Here is a 21,134-nt window from a genome sequence, read left to right as displayed (position 1 = left end):
TTCGTTATGCTGAATAAAGTCATGTTCTTTTTACCCACACTTGGTGGTGGCGGGGCAGAACGTACGGTCATTCAACTTGCCAACAGTTTTGCTGAGCAAGGTTTGCAGATCGATTTGGCAGTATGTAATTTGAATGGTGAAAAAGCGAAATTGCTTGCTGAAGTGAACAGCAAAATTCAGCTGATTAATTTTAATTGCGGGCGTGTGGCCAATGCCTTATTTCCACTAAAAAAGCGTTTACAAGAACAACACTATGATTGTGTGGTTGCAACACAAACGCATACTAATATTATTTGCGCTTTTGCCAAAAAATTGGCGAGGGTGAATACCAGACTGATTTTTAGAGAGGTATCCACGCCTTCTAAAAATATGAAGCTTTCAGGCTTCAAGAAGTTTATTTTGACTAGTCTCATCAACTGGACGTATAACGCGGCAGACCAAGTGGTATGTGTGTCGAATGGTGTCTTGGAAGATTTTCGTGAATATTATAGCTATCAAAAGCAAAATTTAATCACCATTTATAACCCTGTGATTGATGATGCCTATTTGGCAAAACTAAAAGTCCTTGTTGAGCATCGTTTCTTTCAGCCAGAACAGAAAGTGATTCTTGCGGTGGGACGTTTAACTGAAGCGAAAAATTTTGGCTTTTTGATTCGTTCTTTTGCGAAATTACATCAGCAGCACCCTGAAACCCGTTTGCTTATTTTGGGCGAAGGTGAACTGCGTGCTGAGTTTGAAACTCTAGTAGCAAGTTTAGGTCTGCAAGATGTAGTCGATTTACCGGGGTTTGATCCAAATCCTTATGCCTATTTAAAATATGCCGATTTATTTGTTTTAAGTTCAAATTGGGAAGGCTTGCCAGGCGTTTTAATTCAGGCCTTAGCCTCTAAAATTAAAGTGGTCAGCACCAATTGTCCAAGTGGTCCAATGGAAATTTTGGTAAATTCAAAATTTGGTTTATTGGTTGAATGTAATGATGTCGAGGGCATGGTTGCTGCAATGCAACGCGCGCTTTTCCAGAATTATGTCGAATATGCGGATGCTGAATTGGAACAGCATTGCCAGCAATTTTATAAATCCAATGTGTTAAATCGCTATTTAACGATGATGGAGAACCCATCATGAACAAAGAATTGATGGTGCATGTGATCACCAATTTTGCCGGTGTGGGCGGTGCCGAAATGATGCTGGCACGCCTGATCAAGCAAACGCAAAATGAATATGATCATGTGGTGATTGCATTGATGAAAACATCGGATGTCTATGCGGATACTTTGGCAATCTGTTCATCTCACTATGCACTAGCGTGGAATGGTTTAAACAGTTTTGGTGTGCTTGCCAGACTTAAAAATTTATTAAAACAACTCGCACCAAAAACAGTGCAATGCTGGATGTACCATGCCAATGTGATGACCAGTCTCAGTGTGTTGGGCTTAGCGAATAAACCGAAGGTGTTTTGGGGGATCCATCACTCACTGGCTTCTCCAAAAGAAGAGTCGATAGCGACTAAATTATCTTTGGCAATCAGTAAAATGTTGTCAGCCAAACCGGCAGGCATTATTTACTGTGCGCATTCATCGTTACACCAACATCAGCAATATGGTCTGAATAACTTGAATGCACGAGTGATTGCCAATGGTGTATCGCTAGATAAATTTCAGCTGAATCCTGTATTGCATGACCCGATTGTGATTGGTTTTGCAGGGCGTTATCACACGGCAAAAGGCTATCCTTATTTATTTGAAACGATCGCCAAACTGAAAGATCAGCCGGTTATTTTTAAAATTGCCGGCCAAGGTGCCCATTTAGACAATCCTGAAATCAAGGGCTATTTTGAGCAATATCAGCTCGATGAAAATCAAGTACAGTTGCTGGATCAAATCTCCGATATGCCTGCATTTTATCAATCGATTGATGCCTTTTTAATGACCTCGATTACCGAAGGCTTTCCGAATGTGCTGGTTGAAGCGATGGCATCGGGTTTGCCGTGTATCAGTACCGATGTTGGAGATGCGAAATATATCGTGCAAGAACTGGGTTTAATTGTTCCGCCACGTGATGCTGATGCTTTGGCAAAAGCAGTCATGGACTATGTTTATTTAAGTCCAAGCCAGAAGCTTGAATTAAAGCAGTTGACCCGTCAGCGTGTGGAACAAAATTTTAGTATCGAATATGTCAGTCAGCAGTATGTGGCAGCGTGGAGACAGTCGGCATGAAGTTTTTAATGATTTGTAGCTATCTTCCTTCAGCCTTGAATTTTAGGGGGAAACTGTTAGAAGCCATTCAAGCTAAAGGCTATGAAATTCATGTGTTCGCACCTAATTTAACTGACTTTGCTGATGAGTTAAATCAGCTGCAGCAGTTGGGCTATCAGATTCATGAAATTCCAATGCAGCGCACAGGCACTAATCCGCTCAAAGACTTGAATACCTTGATGGAAGTGTATCGTTTAATTCGTCAAATTCAGCCCGATGTTGTATTGTCGTATACCATTAAACCGGTAATTTACGGGACTTTGGCGGCTTGGCTGGCGAAAGTTCCGAAGCGTTTTGCGCTAATTACCGGTCTTGGTTATGCTTTTCAAAATGTCGAGTCGGGCAAGCGCAGTATCTTTCAAAAAATGGTGCATGGCCTCTATGCACAAGCCCTAAAACAGGCTGATAAAGTGTTTTTCCAAAATCCGGATGATCTCAAGCTGTTCCAAGACATGCATCTATTGTCTGTAAGCAAACCGACAGTGGTGGTGAATGGTTCAGGGGTGAATGTGCAAGACTTTGAGGTTATGCCTTTGCCTTTAAATGATCAAGGCATCGTCAAAGCCTCATTTTTGCTGATCGCCCGTCTTTTAGGGGATAAAGGTGTTCGTGAATATGCAGAAGCGGCACGTATCATCAAAGCCAAATATCCCGAAACTGAATTTCATTTGGTCGGTTGGATTGATGATAATCCCTCTGCCATTTCTCAAGCTGAATTGGATACTTGGGTCAGTGAAAAAACGGTAAATTATTGGGGTAAACTCAGTGATGTGCGTCCTGCAATTGCGGCAAGTTCGGTCTATGTGTTGCCATCTTATCGTGAGGGTACACCGCGTACCGTGTTAGAAGCGATGGTGATGGGACGTGCGGTAATTACCACCGATGCGCCGGGTTGCCGTGAAACGGTATCAAATGGGGTGAATGGCTATTTGGTCGCGGTGAAATCGGTTGATGATCTTGTGCAAAGCATGCAATATTTTATTGAAGATCCAAAGCTGATCACCTATATGGGGCAGCGTTCACGTGAAATTGCACTGAATAAATATGATGTGCATCAAGTGAATCAACATATGATGACGGAAATGGAGCTGATCTGATGCTGAAACGTGTCTGTGATGTGGTGATTGCTTCGACGGCACTTATCATTTTGTCTCCTTTATATGCTTATGTGGCCTATAAAGTACGTAAAAATTTAGGGTCGCCCGTATTGTTTCGTCAGGTGCGTCCGGGGCTACATGGCAAGCCTTTTGAAATGATTAAATTCCGCAGCATGAAAGATGCAGTGGATGCGCAGGGCAATCCTTTACCGGACAGTGAGCGTTTAACGCCATTCGGCAAAATGCTCCGTGCCACCAGTCTGGATGAAATGCCGGAACTGTGGAATGTGATCAAGGGTGAGATGAGCATTGTCGGACCACGCCCGTTGTTGATGGAATACTTGCCTTTATATAATGTTGAACAAGCGAAACGCCATGACGTGCGTCCGGGTATGACAGGGCATGCACAGGTGAATGGCCGCAATGCCATTTCATGGGAAGAAAAGTTTAAGCTCGATACCTGGTATGTGGAAAATCAATCACTTTGGCTGGACTTTAAAATTATGCTAAAAACAGTAAAAAAAGTGATTGCCAAAGATGACATTAGTGCCGAAGGTGAAGCGACTATGACCAAGTTCACTGGTACGCCGGAACAGAAAAATGACTAAACTTTATGCGGTTTATGGTGCATCGGGGTGCGGTCGCAGTTTAATGCCGGTGGCACGTCAGCAATTGGCACGTGAAAATGATACATCAGAAATCGTGTTTATTGATGATGTCTTAGATGACATCCAAGTCGTGAATGGTCATCGTGCCATGAACTATGTGACTTTTAAAGCACAGCACGCTGAGCAGAAATTTGCATTGATAGCGATTGCGAACAGTGCAGTTCGTGAAAAGCTAGCGTTACAACTCGAACAAGATGGTATTTATTTATGGTCTGTGATTGCAGACAACGCGGTCTTAATGGATCAGGCTGAGATTGCAGCAGGTGCAGCTTTAAGTCCATTTGTCAGCATTACCTCGAATATTAAAATCGGTAAATGCTTTCATGCCAATTTATATAGCTATGTTGAGCATGATTGTGTGATTGGAGATTACGTTACTTTTGCACCGGGCGTAAAATGTAACGGTAATATTCATATTGAAGATCATGCTTACATTGGTGCAGGCGCTGTGATAAAACAAGGCACACCCGATCAGCCTTTGGTGATTGGGCGCGGTGCGATTGTCGGGATGGGGGCTGTTGTCACCAAAAGTGTTCCTGCAGGCGTGACTGTGGTGGGCAATCCTGCTCGTATTCTCGAGCAAAAATAGATATTAAAGCTAGGAAAAATCCATGTTAAACACTGCATTTGAGCCGTGGCCAAGTTTCACCCAAGTTGAAGCAAATGCGGTTTCAAAAGTTCTATTGTCGAATAAAGTGAATTATTGGACTGGTCAGGAATGCCGTGAGTTCGAAAAAGAATTCGCACAGTTTACAGGCACTGAATACGCCGTTGCTGTGGCAAATGGTACGGTAGCATTGGATTTAGCTCTCAAAGCACTCAATATTGGTCAAGGTGATGATGTCATCGTTACATCACGTACTTTTTTGGCATCAGCAAGCTCGATTGTCACTGCAGGGGCAAACCCAATTTTTGCCGATGTCGAACTGGCTTCGCAAAATATCTCGCGGCGTAGCATTGAAGCCGTCATCACGCCAAATACCAAAGCGATTATCTGTGTGCATTTAGCTGGCTGGATGTGTGATATGGATCCAATCATGCAATTGGCAAACGAGCGAGGCATTTTCGTCATTGAAGACTGTGCCCAAGCCCATGGTGCTATGTATAAAGGCAAATCTGCAGGTTCAATTGGTCATATTGGTGCCTGGTCATTCTGCCAAGACAAGATCATGACCACAGGCGGTGAAGGCGGCATGGTCACCACCAATGATGAAACACTGTGGAAAACAATGTGGTCATATAAAGATCACGGTAAAAATTTTGACAGCATTTATAATAAACAACATCCACCGGGTTTCCGTTGGTTGCATGATTCTTTTGGTACTAACTGGCGCATGATGGAAATGCAGGCAGTGATTGGTCGTATTCAGCTGAAACAGATGCCGGAGTGGACTGCTAAACGTCTGGATAATATGCACAAAATTCAAAGTGCCTTTGCCAATAGCCCATATTTCACTGTCGCTCAACCCTCAAGTGATTATGTACATGCAGCTTATAAATGCTATGTACAAGTGAATATTGACGCTTTACCTGAAGGCTGGTCACGTGACCGTATCATGCAAGAAATTAGCGGTTTAGGTGTGCCATGTTTTAGCGGTTCATGTTCAGAAGTGTATTTGGAAAAAGCCTTTGATGGAACAACGTGGCGTCCTGCACAGCGTTTAGAAAATGCCAAACAGCTTGGTGAAAGCAGCCTGATGTTTGTGGTACATCCAACTTTGTCTGAGCAAAGTATTAGCAAGACAGTGGATGCGATTCAGCAAGTCATTGCTAAAATCTAAACAGCAAAAGGGCGTATAATTTACGCCTTGTCCAATTTCCTAGACCTTACTTCGAGCCCTTTGTGAAAGACATTATCCGATCTATAGCATCATTACCGCGTCGCCAAAAACAAATCGTTTTGGTGCTAATGGATATTTGTGTTTTGCCATTGATGATGTGGCTGGCTTATGCCATTCGTTTGGCACGTCCCAACGTGCAAGTGATGCAAGGGCTTGATGGCTGGTATGTGTATATTGGTATTTTTGGCATTTTGATTTTTGCCTTGCTTGGCATTTATAGTGCCATTGTCCGTTCATTTAATGAAGATTATTTACTGCGGATCTCCATTGGCACATTTATTCAAATTGTCGCTCTATATGCCATTAAAAAGCTAGATTTGGCTTTTATCCCGATGAGTATTCCGCTCATGTACGGCTTTATGCTGTTTTCGTACATGTGGTGGAGCCGTGCTGTCATTCGCTATGCAACGATTAAAACCTTTGCCAAAAAACAAACCCGTAAACGCGTGGCGATTTATGGTGCGGGACTTGCTGGTCAACAAATTGCAGCAGCGTTAAATCGCTCAGATGATTATTTACCGGTATGTTTTATTGATGATAAAAAATCACTACAAGGCCAATCCTTAAGTGGTTTGAAAATTTACTCACCCAAACGTGCAGCGACAAAATTTGGAAAATTTGCGATTGAAGAAATTCTTTTGGCAATGCCTTCAGTGGGGCGTGCGCGTAAAAAAGAGATTATTGAATCTTTTGATTCTGCTAACGTGAAAATTATGGAATTGCCAGGGGTAACCCAGCTGGTCGATGGTCGAGTGCAAATCTCGGATATCCGTGAAGTGGATATTATCGACTTACTCGGCCGTGATCCTGTTCCACCTAAACCTGAGCTGCTTGAGAAAAATATTAAAGATAAAGTCGTGATGGTGACTGGAGCTGGGGGCTCGATTGGTTCCGAGCTTTGCCGTCAAATCGTGAAACATCAGCCGAAACTTTTAGTGTTGTTTGAGATGTCGGAGTTTGCACTGTATTCGATTGATCGGGAATTACAGGTTTCAGGCATTCAGGTGATCCCAGTTTTGGGTTCTGTCACCAATCAGCAAAAACTGGAACGTATTATTGCCCAATACCAAGTACAAACGGTTTATCATGCGGCAGCGTATAAACATGTACCGCTGGTTGAAGCGAACCCATTTGAAGGGATTTACAATACCTCAATTGGTACAGCGCGTAGTGTGGATGCTGCAGTAAATCAGGGTGTTGAAACCTTTGTGTTGATTTCTACCGACAAGGCAGTACGTCCGACCAATGTCATGGGTGCTTCTAAACGTATGGCAGAGCTCTATTGCCAAGGTTTAGCTGCAACAAAACCGCAAACACAAATCAGTATAGTTCGCTTTGGTAATGTGTTGGGTTCCTCAGGTTCTGTTGTACCTTTGTTTAAAAAGCAGATTGCTCAAGGCGGACCTGTGACGGTGACGCATCCAGAAGTAACGCGTTACTTTATGACTATTCCGGAAGCTGCACAGCTGGTGATTCAAGCTGGTGCCATGGGTACAGGTGGTGATGTATTCCTGTTGGATATGGGTGAACCGGTGAAGATTATTGACCTCGCCAAACAGATGATTCGTCTGAGTGGTTTTCGTCCTGTCGATGACCAAGGTATAGGTGATATCCAAATTCAGTTTACCGGATTGCGCCCGGGTGAAAAATTGTATGAGGAACTTTTGATAGATCAGGAAGGTATTGAAAAAACAGGTCATGAACGGATTTTAAAATCTTTTGAAAAATATGATGAATATTCTGAAATTTATAATGTTTTCAATAGTCTAAGTAAAAGTGTTGATAATAGTAATTCTCATCAGTTAACAAATATATTAAAAAAATATGTTGATGGATATAGGGTTTATTGACTTTGTTACACTAATAAAAGTTGAGTCTTGATCCAACTAACCAACTTTAAGATATGAGAAAAATTGTTTCGTAAGGGAGATGAGGTCTACCTAATTTGGTAAACTTACTCAGTACCTGAGCCAGCACCGCTACGCAAGTTGCATGAACCTCATTCACCTGATTTTGAAAGTTCCTCGCAGTGAGTTTATCCCCTAATAATTCAATATATTACATTTTAGTTTACACCAAACTTCGACGATGATAACCAGACCATTTTTTCCATAAGTGCCTGTCTAAATGCTTAACCATTTTGAGTAGCTCATTTCTTTCAATTAAATTTACTCTTGAATCCTTCTACGGTTTTGCATTAGGTCTTGGGGAAATAGCAGCATGAGTTTATCTTTGTGAAATGGCTTCACGATATTGTTTAGTATCAAAGGCACCATCTGTATAGACTGAATGGATGTGCTCGTCTAATGATATTTGATCAAGTAAATCACTAAGCATTTGTGAGTAACTAACATTATTGCGAGTGAGCCGAATAGCCACGTATTTTAAGGGGCTTTGAATCTATACTAATATATTCTTGTCATCTGCAAATCGTGGTGTAATCAGGTGCTTTTCAATTAAGCTCACACATTTTATTAAGTCCTGTACAAATCTAGAGGCTATTCTTAAAAACAGCCGAAAATAGAGATTTTATCATCAGGCAGCATTGAAGGCTGTATCAGTGTCAGTTTGCTTTCGACCTCGTTTGCCTTTTGATTGTGTATGCCATTGAGTATGAGGATCAAACCAAATACTCAAATTTTTTCAGTTAAACAAAATGTGATTATATTCAGGGCAGTTAAAAGTACGGTAGACCTTAGGTGCTGGTTTATTCATTTTAGACTTATAGGGAGGAATAAACTCTCAGTCAGAGGTTTGTGCAACAAAGCTGACCAACACTGCCTTAAATGACAGCAACTACAACGAGTAAAGCTTTCTCAAAGTATCCCATCCTGACTTACCATGTTGATTATAAGATTTTACCCATTCTTCAACATTTCTAGAATTTATATTAAATTTACTACCTGTTGTTTTTGATCCAAAACCTGATAAGTAATATTGAACAGCTTTAAGTTTGAATTCTTACGAATATTTAGCCATAGAAAGGTACCCTCCAAATTAGATGAAGTGTCCAACTTTCGGGGTACAGTTCATAATGACTGGCTTTTACAATAAAAAAATTCAATTGATAGGAATCAGATCCGTTTTATCCTTGTCTTTTGAAGCTTTATAACCATAAGTATAGTTATAACTATAACCGCGAGTACCACTTTGAATATTATTCAGAATAAAGCCATTCACTTTAACATTGGCGTGTTCAAAACGATTCAATGTTAATTCTAGCTCTTTCATTTGTGATTTTGCATAACGTGCAATGATTAAATTCACGCCGGCATATTGTGAAATGATAATCCCATCGGTCACGGCCAGTACAGGAGGCGTATCAATAATAATATGGTCATACATAGGTGAAAGTTGTTCTAGCATTACAGCGAATTTTGCAGAGCTTAAAAGTTCTGATGGATTCACCGGACTTTTGCCACGTGTAATCACATCTAAAGTGGAAACTTCAGTCGGTCTAATAATACTTTCAAGACTTTGCTGATTATTTAAATATTCAGCTAAACCAGGTTGGTTGTCATGATTGAAATATTTATGTAAGTAACCACGACGCATATCCCCATCAATGATTAAGACACGTTTATTACTTTGCGCTAAAATCGTGGCCAGGTTGGTAGAAATAAAGGATTTACCCACTTCTGGTGCAGGACCTGAAATCATAATGATATTGTTTTTCGCTTTACTCATGGCAAAGTGAATTGCGGTACGCATGCTGCGTAAGCTTTCAATCGCAATATCGTCGCCATTTTTAATCGCTAAAATAGGAATATGTTTTTTCTTTTTCAGCAATTTAATACGGCTTTCTTGAATAGTTGAATGAGGAACAGTAGCATAAACCGGTAAATCCAGTTCATTTTCAATTTGACTTGAATCTTTAATACCTGAGTGCATCATATTACGCAGTAGAGCTAGCAAGATACCGAGGAAACCACCCACAAAAAGAGAAAGAGCTAATACTATAAGTTCTTTAGGTTTAATCGGTTCAATAGGAAGTACCGCTGTATCGACAACACGGACATTACCAATTTCCCCTGCTTTAGCAATACGCAGTTGCTGGTAAGAATTGAGCAAAGCAGTATAGAGTTGGGTTTTAACCTCAACCTCGCGGTATAGTTGTAAATAGCGACGCTGCAAGTCTGGCAACTGTTTTAAAGTACTATTGAGCTCAGCAATTTTTTTATTAATCGCTCCCAACTGTGCATTGATTTGCTGCATCGCGGGATGTTCGTTGGTATATTTTGCTGCCATTTCAGCTTGTTGCTGTTGAAGTTGTGATTTTTGCGTCTCCAAAGTAATACTTTGGGTTAAATACAATTCAGACTCTTTGGTCACATCAACGGTATTATATTGTTGACGGAAGGTGTTAAATTCACGTTCTGCAATATCAAGCTGTTGTTTTAATTCAGGTAACTGTTCGTCGAGGAATTTGAGTGTTTGTGCTGTTTCAGCAGAACGACGTTCAATATTTTGTTGGCTATAAGCAACCAGAATAGAATTCAGGACTTTGGTGATATGTTCTTTATCTTGACCTTGATAATTCAGACCTAAAATACCGGTCAATTTACCTTTTTCAGCCACAGAATAATTATTTGTGATTGAACCCATAGCGGCCGGTAAAGACATTTTTTGGATATTATAGGTATTTTTGAATTGATTTTGAGTATAGATTGCAACTTTCCAGGTGCCATGGGCTGAAGTGTACTGGCTTTCTTGGTTGGTCGGTGCATTAAACAGAATATGCTTAGTCTTTGCATCGGTTAAAGTAAATTTGTTTGCATTAAAATTCAGCAGCAAATTCTTATCTAAATAATAAGCTGGAACTTCAAATTTTCTAACCTCAAAAGACTTGGCATCATCCTGGAATACCACGGATTTGGCTTGATAGTGAGTTTGATAATCATGCGGGCTGAGTAAACGATCAAAAAAACTATTTTCTGTTCCGGAAATTTTTAAATCCAGGTTTAGGTTTTTAATGACCGAACCCAGCACTAAACGTGATTTAAGCAGTTCTATTTCAGCTTGAGCCGGTTGTTTTTGTGCAATCATGCCCGATAGATTACCCAATAACGCGGCAGAGGTGCCTTTACTTTCTTCAACTTGTACTAAGGCATCGACTGAATAAGTGTCGGGTGTGGTTCTTAAATACAATAACGCACAGACCAAACTTAAAATCACACACAGTGCGATGAGTTTCCATTGAGCAATGAGTGAAAAAAAAAGCTCTTTTAAATCAATGGGATCTTCGGTTAAACTATTTTTTTCGTTCATAATAATTATTCTAAAAGTTAAATATATTGTTTCCAATCAGCAATGCAACTTTGTATGAGCTGACACGTCTCATCAAATATAGCCTGATCGTGTTTGTACGGGTCAGCTACATTCTTACTTTGCCAATGTCCCAAACGGAAAGTCTTGCCTTTAGCAAAAGGCCAGATTTGTTCTAAATGTTTTTGCTGATTTTGGCTCATCACCAAAATTAAATCAGCCTTTTTAATCAAGTCATTATTCAGTTTCTTGGCAATATGAGGACTCATATTGATGCCTAAATGCTGCATGCAGAGTATGGCTTTTTGATCTGCAGCATGACCGATTAAACCAAAAATACCTGCAGACTCAATATGGAGTTGCGGATATTGCTGTTTTAAAAAGTATTCAGCCATCGGGCTGCGGCAGATATTGCCCATGCAAACCACAAGAATATTTTGAATATTCATATTAATTGCCCACATTATTGGCCGTATTAACAAGACCAGAAAAAGGAACAACTTGGTTAACCACACGTTGCCAACGAGCAAGTCCAGAAGCATCGACATAGACAATATCATTGCTGCGCATTTTAAATTGATTGGCTAAACCAAAGTCACCGATACTGGTCAAATCTAAATGATAAATTTCTGTAGAGGTAGCTACAGTATTGCTACGAACTACATAAATTTTACTGCGGCTGGCAGAGAGAGGATTTAAACCTAAACTTTCACCTAACACATCACTTAAACTCATGCCTTGATCCCGAAGCAGCACGGGTTGATTTTGCCCGGACTCACCCATGACATAAATTTTTTGATTTTCTTTAGAGTTTACATAAATGGTATCATTGGGTTGAATCAGTAGGTTATGTAACGAATAGCCTGATTTTTCCAGTTCAATACTATTCAGGCTATAAGTCTGACCTTGGCGAACAAGGGTAATGGAGGTGTTGTCACCTTTTTCAGTATTCACCCCACCAGCAAGACCTAACGCAGTATAAATACTTACCGGTTGATCACTTAAGAAAAACTGTCCACCATGTATGACATTACCTTGCACAGAAAAGCGCTGGCCTTGATAAGACAATACCCGAGCAATAACATCTGGGGTTTTTAAATAACGAGCCAATTGACTGCGTAATTCCTGATTGACCTGTGTTAATGATTTTCCGGCAGCTTTATAACGACCAATCATGGGGAATTGAATATAACCATTTTGGTCAATCTGATAGCCATTGCTATTATCCGTTGCAGCTGTACTGATTTCAGGATACGCCCATAATTGAAGGGATAAAACATCACCCGGACTTAAGCGGTAGTTCTGCATTTTATTTTGGAATAAAAATGCGTAGTTTTTTAGATCATGAATTTGGGTTCGTTGCCCAGCAGGTAGGGTGTGTTGGGTCAATTTTACGATATTTACTTCAGTACCTAGTTCGGTTTTATAGATTCCCTCTTTTGGCAAATCATAGGTTTGAAAGCCAGATGTTATTGCACATCCGACTAAAGATAGGCTTAAGGTTAAAATGCCTAAAAGGTGTTTATAGTTCACTTGAAACCCCCTTTATTCTTATGTATTTAAAATTAGTATTTATTAGTAGTTATTAATTTTTTAGTTTACGTGATTAACATTTAAAAAACTATAACAAATTGTATACCTTGTCTATACTTATTTTAGGTCTCTGTGTGAGTTTGAGTTGAGACATACTAATAAGATTGGCTCAAAACGAGTCTAAAAATTCCATTAAATAGAGTATAGAGCTATAAGCGAGTTGCTTAAGCTATTAAAGCGATATTTATTGTTTCTAAATGTTATTGTCTGATGATTAAGGTAGCTGTGCCAGTATAATTTAAAAGAAAATTGGTGAACAAAAAAAGTATTTCCATATCAATTATTTCTATTTTAAAGGTTTTTTAGATTTTGATCTTTATTAAATTTCATCTATATTTAATAGATTTTAGATGTATTGTATAGATGAAGTGTTAATTAATAATCTATTGTTAATTAAGAAAAATATGTCATTGGCTATAAATATTATTTGGTTTATATTGGTTGAAAATTATCTAAAAAATGGTAGATATATAACCTTTGGTAAATACTACGAGGAAAATACTTGTTTATAAAGTGTAACTAGATTTGAAAATAATTTTTTTTGTATATGGTTTGTGTAATAAAATTAATTTATGTTATAAACAACTAAGAAGAATATATATGCCTAAAAGGCATTGATTGATTAAGAATAATATTTGAAAAATAAAAATGAAAAAAGGAACGCTAAAAATGATGATAAAGATATTAGTGACTGGGGGAGCTGGTTTTATTGGATCTGCTGTAATCCGGCATATCATAAAAGATACTGAACATCATGTTTTAAATATTGATAAATTGACTTATGCCGGTAATTTAGAATCTTTAATTTCTGTATCGGATAATCCACGTTACCAATTTTCTGAAACTGATATTTGTGACCATGCGGCTGTAGAACAATTATTTACAGATTTTCAGCCTGATATTGTGATGCATCTGGCAGCAGAGTCCCATGTGGATCGTTCGATTGATGGTCCGGCTGCATTTATTACCACCAATATAGTGGGGACTTATACGCTATTAGAGGTTGCACGAAAATATTGGCAAAATCTGGATGAAGGAAAAAAGTCTAAATTTAAATTTCATCATATTTCAACTGATGAGGTGTATGGAGATTTAGAAGGTACAACTGACTTATTTACTGAAAACACAGCTTATTTACCAAGTTCCCCTTATTCAGCTAGTAAGGCCAGCTCAGATCATTTGGTTCGAGCTTGGCATAGAACCTATGGTTTTCCAGTGGTGATAACTAACTGTTCAAATAATTATGGACCTTATCATTTTCCTGAAAAATTGATTCCATTGGTGATTTTAAATGCCTTGGATGGTAGGCCATTACCCGTCTATGGCAATGGTCAGCAAATTCGTGATTGGCTCTTTGTGGAAGACCATGCTCGTGCTTTATATCGAGTCGCCACTGAGGGAGTGGTGGGTGAAACCTACAATATTGGTGGGCATAATGAAAAACAAAATATAGAAGTTATTAAAACCATTTGCCAGATTTTAGATGAACTAGCACCTCAGTTGAATGGTCAAAATTATGAAAAATTAATGACTTTTGTCAAAGATCGACCTGGACATGATTTACGTTATGCCATTGATGCCTCAAAAATTGAGCGTGAATTAGGTTGGAAACCACAAGAATCATTTGAAACCGGCATTCGTAAAACAGTGCAATGGTATCTGGATAATTTGGAATGGTGCCGTCGTGTTCAGGATGGTTCTTATCAGCGTGAACGCTTAGGGGAGGTAGTATAATGTTAAGAAGAACAAAGGGGATTATTTTAGCGGGTGGTTCGGGGACACGTTTGCATCCCATTACCAAAGGTGTGTCGAAACAATTACTCCCTATTTATGACAAACCAATGGTGTATTATCCGTTGTCTGTGTTGATGCTGGCGGGTATTCGTGAAGTTCTTGTTATTAGTACCCCAGAGGATATTGATGGCTTTAAGCGCTTATTAGGGGATGGGTCACAATTTGGTATGGAGCTGAGTTATGCGATACAGCCCTGTCCTGATGGTTTAGCACAAGCGTTTATTGTGGGTGAAGAATTTATTGGTCAAAGCAATGTGTGCCTAGTTCTTGGTGATAATATTTTTTATGGCCAAGGTTTTACACCAATGTTACGTGAGGCTGCAGAACGTCAAAAAGGGGCAACTGTATTTGGCTATCAGGTTAAAGATCCTGAAAGATTTGGTGTAGTGGAATTTGATGAGCAACAACGTGCTATTTCAATAGAAGAAAAACCGAAACAGCCAAAATCCAACTTTGCTGTGACTGGTCTGTACTTCTATGATAATGAGGTCATTCAAATTGCCAAACAGGTGAAGCCATCTGAGCGTGGTGAGCTGGAAATTACCACAATAAACCAGATGTATTTGGAACGTGGTGATTTGAAAGTTGAATTGCTAGGGCGTGGTTTCGCCTGGTTGGATACGGGTACACAGGGGAGTTTACTTGAGGCAGCTCAGTTTGTGGAAACGCTTGAAAAGCGTCAAGGTTATAAAGTTGCCTGTCTAGAAGAAATTGCACTGAATAATGGCTGGTTGAGCAAAGAGCAAGTTTTAGCGATTGGTCAAACTATGAGTAAAAATGGATATGGTCAATATTTGATTTCTTTGGTGAAGGAATAACAATGAGTCTGGTTAAATTGATTGATTTATCAAGTTTTAGTGATGACCGTGGTGGATTTGTTGTTATTGAGTCTGGTCAAACAATCTCTTTTGAAGTTAAACGTTTGTATTATATTTTTAATACATCTGGTAACAAACCACGTGGTTTTCATGCACATATTGATTTAAAACAAATCGCTATATGTGTAAACGGGAGTTGCCGGTTTATTTTGGATGATGGTCTCCAGAGAGAAGAAGTTATTTTAAACTCACCAACAAAAGGGCTAATGATTGAAAGGTTAACTTGGCGTGAAATGCATGATTTTTCTGAAGATTGTGTGCTATTAGTGTTAGCAAGTAGTCATTATGACGAAACTGATTATATTCGGAATTATGATGAATTTTTGAGGGTTGTAAAAAATGATGCTCGATAATGGGTTTGTTATCAATGCGCCAAAACATTTATTACCTTCGTATAGAATTAGTCCTTTCCGTACAATTGATATTTATAAAAATAGAAGCATTCAAGGTGGGGGCGAGATAGGAATTGAAAAATATCTGTCGAATAGATTTGAATGTAGAAAGATACTTTTGACAGATAGTGGAAGAAGTGCGCTAGACGCTTCTTTAGTTGCATTAGGCCTAAAAGCTGATGATGTGGTAACAATATTTACTACAACAAATAAATTTTATATTAGTGGTTGTGTTACAGATCAGATTGAGAAATATTGTAAATGGTCAAGAAAAATTGAAAAGAATACAAAGGCTATATTGGTAAATCATGAGTTCGGTTATTGTAGTCAAGAAATGAAAAGTTATGCATCACTAGGGTACCCAATCATTGAAGACTTTGCTCACTCATTTGCCTCAGATTCAATCAATAATGATGCTGGATATTATGGGGATTTTTTAATATTTAGTTTTTCTAAATACTTTCCAATACAGATAGGGGGAGCATTGGTTTATAGTAATAAATTTAATATTAAAAATAAAGAAGGAAGTGGGTTTGAATCTTATGTAAGAAATACTGTTTCTGATTGTATAGATTTAATTCCAAGTATTAAGTTAAAGAAGCTTGAAAACTATAAATATTATTCGGAACAATTCTTAAAATTAAATTTGAAATCTTATTTTAAATTAGAAAAAAATGACTGTCCTGGTGTTTTTTGTTTTAAAATAAATAATGATATTGATTTAAATAAAATGAAAAATTTTATTAATTCCCAGGGTATAGAGTCAAGCATTTTTTATGGAGAAAAAGCATATTTTCTACCATGCCATCAAAATATGAATAAGCAGGATATTGATTATATATATACGGTGGTTAAATATTTCTTAGAGGTTAATTTATAGTTGTAAACTATTAGTTTAGCTTGTTAATAGTGAAAGTAGAGGAATGGCAGATTAATTTTTTGAAAAAACTGATAAAAATATAAAGTGAAAAAAGTATTTTAATTTTTATATAGCTAAATAGCCTGAATCAATTACATTTTATTATTAAATTAAATTTAAAAAAAAGTGATTGAAATAGAACTGATTTAGCTATGTTAAGAAGACGGCGGTAGAAGGCTTTAGTTTCAGAGCTATAGTCCCTAATTTTTTTATGAGATTGATAACAATGATTCCATTTCTCGACCTTAAAACTATTAATTCTCAATATCATGACAAGCTTGTAGCTGCTTGTATACGTGTTATCGATTCTGGTTGGTATGTAGGTGGTAAAGAACTAGAACAGTTTGAACAACATTTTGCAAATTATTGTGGAGTACAGTATGCAATAGGTGTTGCTAATGGATTGGATGCACTTATTTTGACCCTGCGTGCATGGAAAGAATTAGGTAAATTGAAAGATGGCGATGAAGTGATTGTTCCATCAAATACCTATATTGCAAGTATTCTGGCCATTACAGAAAATAATTTAAAACCCGTATTGGTTGAACCAGATGCTGAAACTTTTAATATTGATGATAAAAAAATAGAAGCAGCTATTACAGCTAAAACTAGAGTGATTCTGCCGGTTCATTTATATGGGCAACTTGCAGCAATGCCTGAAATCACCGCCATAGCAGCAAAGTATAATTTACTGGTGTTAGAGGATTCGGCACAGGCTCATGGAGCTGAAATAGCAGGAAAAAAAGCGGGTAGTTGGGGGGATGCTTCTGGCTTTAGTTTTTATCCAGGGAAAAACTTAGGTGCACTTGGCGATGCCGGTGCTATTACGACCAATGATCCTAAGTTAGCCAATATGCTCAAAGCGTTACGGAATTATGGCTCACATGAAAAATATAAGAATTTGGTACTTGGTGTGAATAGTCGCCTTGATGAAATTCAGGCTGCTATGTTGAATGTGAAATTAAATTTTTTAGACGGGGAGAACCAGTACCGTCGTCAAATTGCAGATTTATATTTGAAAGAAATTCAAAATCCAGAAATTGAGCTCCCATTAAAAAATATAGATGCAAAGAATTATACACAACATGTTTGGCATTTGTTTGTTATACGCACCAAGCACCGTGAAGCATTACAAAAATATCTGACAGAGCGCGGGGTAGAGACATTAATTCATTATCCAATTGCACCACATAAGCAACAAGCATATAAGGAATGGGATGATTTAAGTTTACCAATCTCCGAACAAATTCATGCTGAAGTTTTGAGTTTGCCTATTAGCCCTACTTTATCAAGAGATGACACAAAAAAAGTTGTGCAATTGTGTAATGGATTTAAAGTATAGATGAAATTACTAAAAACTAGTGTACTCAATGGCATAGCATTTTTAATTAAGATCGCTGCCATGTTTGTATTGAATAAAATTCTGGCTGTTTATGTAGGGCCAACAGGATATGCAGCAATAAGTCAGTTCCAAAATTTTACTCAAATGATCATTACTTTTGCTGGTACCGCCATCAATACTGGTGTAGTTAAATACACCTCAGAGTATTATGAAGATGAAAATAAACAACGAGAACTTTGGCAAACTGCTGGAAGTATTGTTGTAATATGCAGTTTTTTGTTAATGATGCTGATAATTTTATTTCAAAAACCAATAATAATGTACTTATTCCATTCTGCTGAATATCAAATAATATTAGTATGGTTTTCTATATTCTTAATATTTTTTAGTTTTAATGCATTACTGTTAGCTATATTGAATGGTAAAGAAGACATTACTAAGCTTGTGATTGTAAATATTTTTGGCAGTATATTTTCACTTATTATTACATCATTATTAGCTATGAAATTTGGTTTAAAAGGTGCATTAATAGCATTATCTATTTATCAATCCCTTAATTTGGTAGTAACAGTTATGCTGTGTTATCGAACAGATTGGTTTAAATTTAAATATCTTTTTGGAAAAATTAATAAAGAAATTGCACAAAAATTAAGTGTGTTTGCTGCTATGGCATTGGTCAGTGTTTTCTTTGGAAATATTGCACAAATCTGGTTAAGAAAAATTATCATTTCTGAATTTGGTATGAATTATGCTGGCTATTGGGATGCCATGACTAAGTTAAGCGATGGCTATTTAATGCTAGTAGGATCAATTTTAAGTATTTATTATATTCCAAAGTTGTCTCAATTGCATAAATACACAGAAATAAAAGAAGAAGTAAATTATGGCTATAAATGGATTTTACCAATAGCAATAATAACTTGTTTAACCATTTTTATATTGAAGGAATGGATAGTTCATTTGTTATTTACAGATCAGTTCTTGCCCATGTTGCAATTGCTTGCATGGCAATTAATAGGAGATATAATAAAAATAGGGAGTTGGATTGTATCATTTATGATGCTAAGTAAGGCAATGACGAAAATTTTTATAAGTACAGAAGTTTTTTTTGCTTTAAGTATTATTCCGTTAACAGTTCTATTTATAGAATTTTGGGGGTTTAAAGGAATTGCAATTGCATTCGCTGCTAACTATTTATTTTACTGGATCGTTTGCTCTTATTTAGCATTTGAAAAATTAAAAGAGGTATAAATGAATAATTCAATAAGCATAGTGATACCTTTATACAATAATGAGAAACATATTTATTCTTGTATAGATGCATTAAAAAAACAAACAGATAAAAATTTTGAAGTTATATTTGTAGATGACGGATCAACTGATAAGACGGTTGAAAAGTTAAGTTTTTGTTTAAAAGAAGATATTAAATTTGATTATAAGATTTTACAGCAAAAAAATGAGGGTGCAGCTCAAGCAAGAAAAACTGGTATAGACAGTACGTCATCACAATATATTATGATATACGATTGTGACGATATAATATCAAAAGATTTTATAAAAGAATTTTTTAGAATTATAAGAAATAATGATGAGGTCGATATTGTAATGCCAAATGTAAAGATACAAAATGAAAAAATGGAGTTTGTAGATTTTAAATTTTACTCAGATTCTATTCATCTTTCTAGTGAAGAGTGTTTATTAAATTCTCTGGATGGTTGGAAAATACATGGCTGGTTTATATGTAAAAAAGAAGTTTTTCTAAAAAGTTATATGGAATATAAAAAAATTAATTCCAAAAATAATAATTATATTAATAATGATGAGGTAATCACCCGACTGAATGTTATAAATTCTAAAAATATAGTTCGTAATGAGGCTGTCTATTATTACTGTTATAATGAAAACTCTGCTACAAAAAGCATAAATAGTAATAGGTGTTTAATGATTAAAAATGCTTTTATTATGGATGAGATTTTTTCCAATAAAATTGAATTTCAAGCAAAAGTTAAAGCGGAGTTGGTCGCTGTTATTTGGGGTAATTTTATATATATGCATAAACATAAATTACAACTTCAAAATTTGGTGGTGTGGAAGAGGGTAATTCGTGATGCAGTTGACCGACTCGATTATTTAAATTTAATGAGTAAATTTGGTTTTAAGAAGAAAATACAGTTAACAATATTAAAATTAATACATATATTTTAAGGAATTAAAATTATGACTACTCCTTTGGTTTCAATCATTATTGCTAGCTATAATCATGAAAAATTTGTACAAGATAGTATTCAAAGTGTAATTAATCAATCTTATAAAAATATTGAGTTAATTATTATTGATGATGGATCTCAGGATGCATCTATAGAGAAAATACAAGCATTGGTTTTATTATGTGAGCAGACGTTTACCAGGTTTGAATTTAGACATAGACCTAATAAAGGTTTAAGTGCAACTTTAAATGAAGCGATAGAATGGTGCGAAGGAAAATATATTGCAGCATTAGCTTCGGATGATGCTTATCTACCTGAAAAAACATCTCATCAAATTAAAATAATGGAAAATAGATCTGATATAGTTGCCCTATTTGGAAATATTAATTATATAAATGAAAATAACATAATAAGAAAAACAGATGATAGGGAAAAAAGAGAATATTTGTTTGATGATATACTGCTCAATAATCATATTATTCATTCATCTACTCAGTTAATTAGGACGAGTGCTATTAAAGACGTCGGTGGTTACAATCCTATGATAGTAATCGAAGATCTATATATGTGGTTAAAGCTAGTAAAAATTGGTAAAATATTTGTAGATGATCATATAGTTACCAACTATAGACTCCATGATAATAATTCTATAAAACGTACTACATTTATTTATAATGGTTGTTTAGATGTTTTAAGAGAATATAGTGAGCATCCGTTATATTTTAGAGCTATATACAGAATGTCATGGGGATATGCTGCTGCAATTGCATTAGAAAATAAAAAAAATAGTTTAAAAATACTAAGAAATATATTGATTATATCGCCTTTTTCTATTTTTTCTAAAAATTTTCTCCGATATATAAGAAATCTATTAATTAAATAA

18 protein-coding genes and 2 pseudogenes are annotated in these 21,134 nt (G+C 36.8%); 15 read left to right on the top strand and 5 right to left on the bottom strand.

Features of this window, described 5'->3' with window-relative positions; all coding sequences use genetic code 11:
* The first annotated feature begins 6 nt into the window (after nucleotides 1-6).
* From HLH16_RS06730 to HLH16_RS06700, 7 genes are all read left to right on the top strand, one after another.
* The gene (locus HLH16_RS06730; RefSeq protein WP_171528756.1) at nucleotides 7-1,125 is read left to right on the top strand and encodes a glycosyltransferase; all 1,119 of its coding nucleotides are present in this window, start codon (nucleotides 7-9) and stop codon (nucleotides 1,123-1,125) included.
* A complete protein-coding gene (locus tag HLH16_RS06725; RefSeq protein WP_171528755.1) occupies nucleotides 1,122-2,216 on the top strand; it encodes a glycosyltransferase in 1,095 nt (364 codons plus the stop codon). Before HLH16_RS06730 ends, HLH16_RS06725 begins: the two co-directional genes overlap by 4 nt.
* A complete protein-coding gene (locus HLH16_RS06720; RefSeq protein WP_171528754.1) occupies nucleotides 2,213-3,352 on the top strand; it encodes a glycosyltransferase family 4 protein in 1,140 nt (379 codons plus the stop codon). The genes HLH16_RS06725 and HLH16_RS06720 overlap by 4 nt, the downstream gene beginning before the upstream one ends.
* Nucleotides 3,352-3,960, top strand: a complete 609-nt coding sequence (locus tag HLH16_RS06715) for a sugar transferase (protein WP_171528753.1) — start codon at nucleotides 3,352-3,354, stop codon at nucleotides 3,958-3,960. The genes HLH16_RS06720 and HLH16_RS06715 overlap by 1 nt, the downstream gene beginning before the upstream one ends.
* Nucleotides 3,953-4,609, top strand: a complete 657-nt coding sequence (locus HLH16_RS06710; RefSeq protein WP_171528752.1) for a NeuD/PglB/VioB family sugar acetyltransferase — start codon at nucleotides 3,953-3,955, stop codon at nucleotides 4,607-4,609. Before HLH16_RS06715 ends, HLH16_RS06710 begins: the two co-directional genes overlap by 8 nt.
* Nucleotides 4,610-4,631: 22 nt before the next feature.
* Nucleotides 4,632-5,801 carry a DegT/DnrJ/EryC1/StrS family aminotransferase gene (locus tag HLH16_RS06705; protein WP_171528751.1) on the top strand — a complete coding sequence of 390 codons (1,170 nt, stop codon included), beginning with the start codon at nucleotides 4,632-4,634 and terminating at the stop codon, nucleotides 5,799-5,801.
* Nucleotides 5,802-5,863: 62 nt separating this feature from the next.
* Entirely contained in the window at nucleotides 5,864-7,711 is a 1,848-nt protein-coding gene (locus HLH16_RS06700; RefSeq protein ID WP_171528750.1) for a polysaccharide biosynthesis protein, read from the top strand.
* A 46-nt stretch (nucleotides 7,712-7,757) separates the two neighbouring features.
* On the opposite strand, the pseudogene HLH16_RS06695 reads toward HLH16_RS06700, so the two are convergent.
* The 5 genes and pseudogenes from HLH16_RS06695 to HLH16_RS06675 all read right to left on the bottom strand — a co-directional run bounded on the left by HLH16_RS06695 (nucleotide 7,758) and on the right by HLH16_RS06675 (nucleotide 12,659).
* Nucleotides 7,758-8,576: pseudogene (locus tag HLH16_RS06695) on the bottom strand (transposase).
* Between the two features lie 81 nt (nucleotides 8,577-8,657).
* Nucleotides 8,658-8,807 (bottom strand): annotated as a pseudogene (locus HLH16_RS15920) (helix-turn-helix domain-containing protein); the annotation flags it as partial.
* A 114-nt stretch (nucleotides 8,808-8,921) separates the two neighbouring features.
* Entirely contained in the window at nucleotides 8,922-11,129 is a 2,208-nt protein-coding gene (locus HLH16_RS06685) for a polysaccharide biosynthesis tyrosine autokinase (RefSeq protein ID WP_171528749.1), read from the bottom strand.
* A gap of 17 nt (nucleotides 11,130-11,146) precedes the next feature.
* Complete coding sequence (locus HLH16_RS06680; protein WP_171528748.1) at nucleotides 11,147-11,575, bottom strand: low molecular weight protein-tyrosine-phosphatase; 429 nt, start codon at nucleotides 11,573-11,575, stop codon at nucleotides 11,147-11,149.
* A gap of 1 nt (nucleotide 11,576) precedes the next feature.
* A complete protein-coding gene (locus tag HLH16_RS06675; RefSeq protein ID WP_171528747.1) occupies nucleotides 11,577-12,659 on the bottom strand; it encodes a polysaccharide biosynthesis/export family protein in 1,083 nt (360 codons plus the stop codon).
* 735 nt (nucleotides 12,660-13,394) lie between these two features.
* Between HLH16_RS06675 and rfbB the strand changes: the two genes are divergently transcribed.
* The 8 genes from rfbB to HLH16_RS06635 all read left to right on the top strand — a co-directional run bounded on the left by rfbB (nucleotide 13,395) and on the right by HLH16_RS06635 (nucleotide 21,134).
* Nucleotides 13,395-14,453: a dTDP-glucose 4,6-dehydratase gene (gene rfbB, locus HLH16_RS06670; protein WP_171528794.1), complete on the top strand. Its 1,059-nt coding sequence runs from the start codon at nucleotides 13,395-13,397 to the stop codon at nucleotides 14,451-14,453.
* Nucleotides 14,453-15,331, top strand: coding sequence for a glucose-1-phosphate thymidylyltransferase RfbA (rfbA, locus tag HLH16_RS06665; RefSeq protein WP_171528746.1), 879 nt, complete (start codon nucleotides 14,453-14,455; stop codon nucleotides 15,329-15,331). Before rfbB ends, rfbA begins: the two co-directional genes overlap by 1 nt.
* Nucleotides 15,332-15,333: 2 nt before the next feature.
* On the top strand, nucleotides 15,334-15,744 hold the full coding sequence (locus HLH16_RS06660) for a sugar 3,4-ketoisomerase (protein WP_171528745.1): 411 nt from the start codon (nucleotides 15,334-15,336) through the stop codon (nucleotides 15,742-15,744).
* Complete coding sequence (locus tag HLH16_RS06655; RefSeq protein WP_171528744.1) at nucleotides 15,731-16,663, top strand: DegT/DnrJ/EryC1/StrS family aminotransferase; 933 nt, start codon at nucleotides 15,731-15,733, stop codon at nucleotides 16,661-16,663. The genes HLH16_RS06660 and HLH16_RS06655 overlap by 14 nt, the downstream gene beginning before the upstream one ends.
* A gap of 265 nt (nucleotides 16,664-16,928) precedes the next feature.
* A complete protein-coding gene (locus tag HLH16_RS06650) occupies nucleotides 16,929-18,044 on the top strand; it encodes a DegT/DnrJ/EryC1/StrS family aminotransferase (RefSeq protein WP_171528743.1) in 1,116 nt (371 codons plus the stop codon).
* A complete protein-coding gene (locus tag HLH16_RS06645) occupies nucleotides 18,045-19,295 on the top strand; it encodes an O-antigen translocase (protein WP_171528742.1) in 1,251 nt (416 codons plus the stop codon).
* Entirely contained in the window at nucleotides 19,296-20,249 is a 954-nt protein-coding gene (locus HLH16_RS06640; protein WP_171528741.1) for a glycosyltransferase family A protein, read from the top strand.
* Between the two features lie 12 nt (nucleotides 20,250-20,261).
* Nucleotides 20,262-21,134 carry a glycosyltransferase family 2 protein gene (locus tag HLH16_RS06635; protein WP_171528740.1) on the top strand — a complete coding sequence of 291 codons (873 nt, stop codon included), beginning with the start codon at nucleotides 20,262-20,264 and terminating at the stop codon, nucleotides 21,132-21,134.

The sequence above is a fragment of the Acinetobacter sp. ANC 5378 genome (assembly GCF_013004315.1).
Classification (GTDB): domain Bacteria; phylum Pseudomonadota; class Gammaproteobacteria; order Pseudomonadales; family Moraxellaceae; genus Acinetobacter.
Note: the sequence above shows the minus strand (reverse complement) of the source record. Positions and strands in the feature narration are given on the sequence as shown.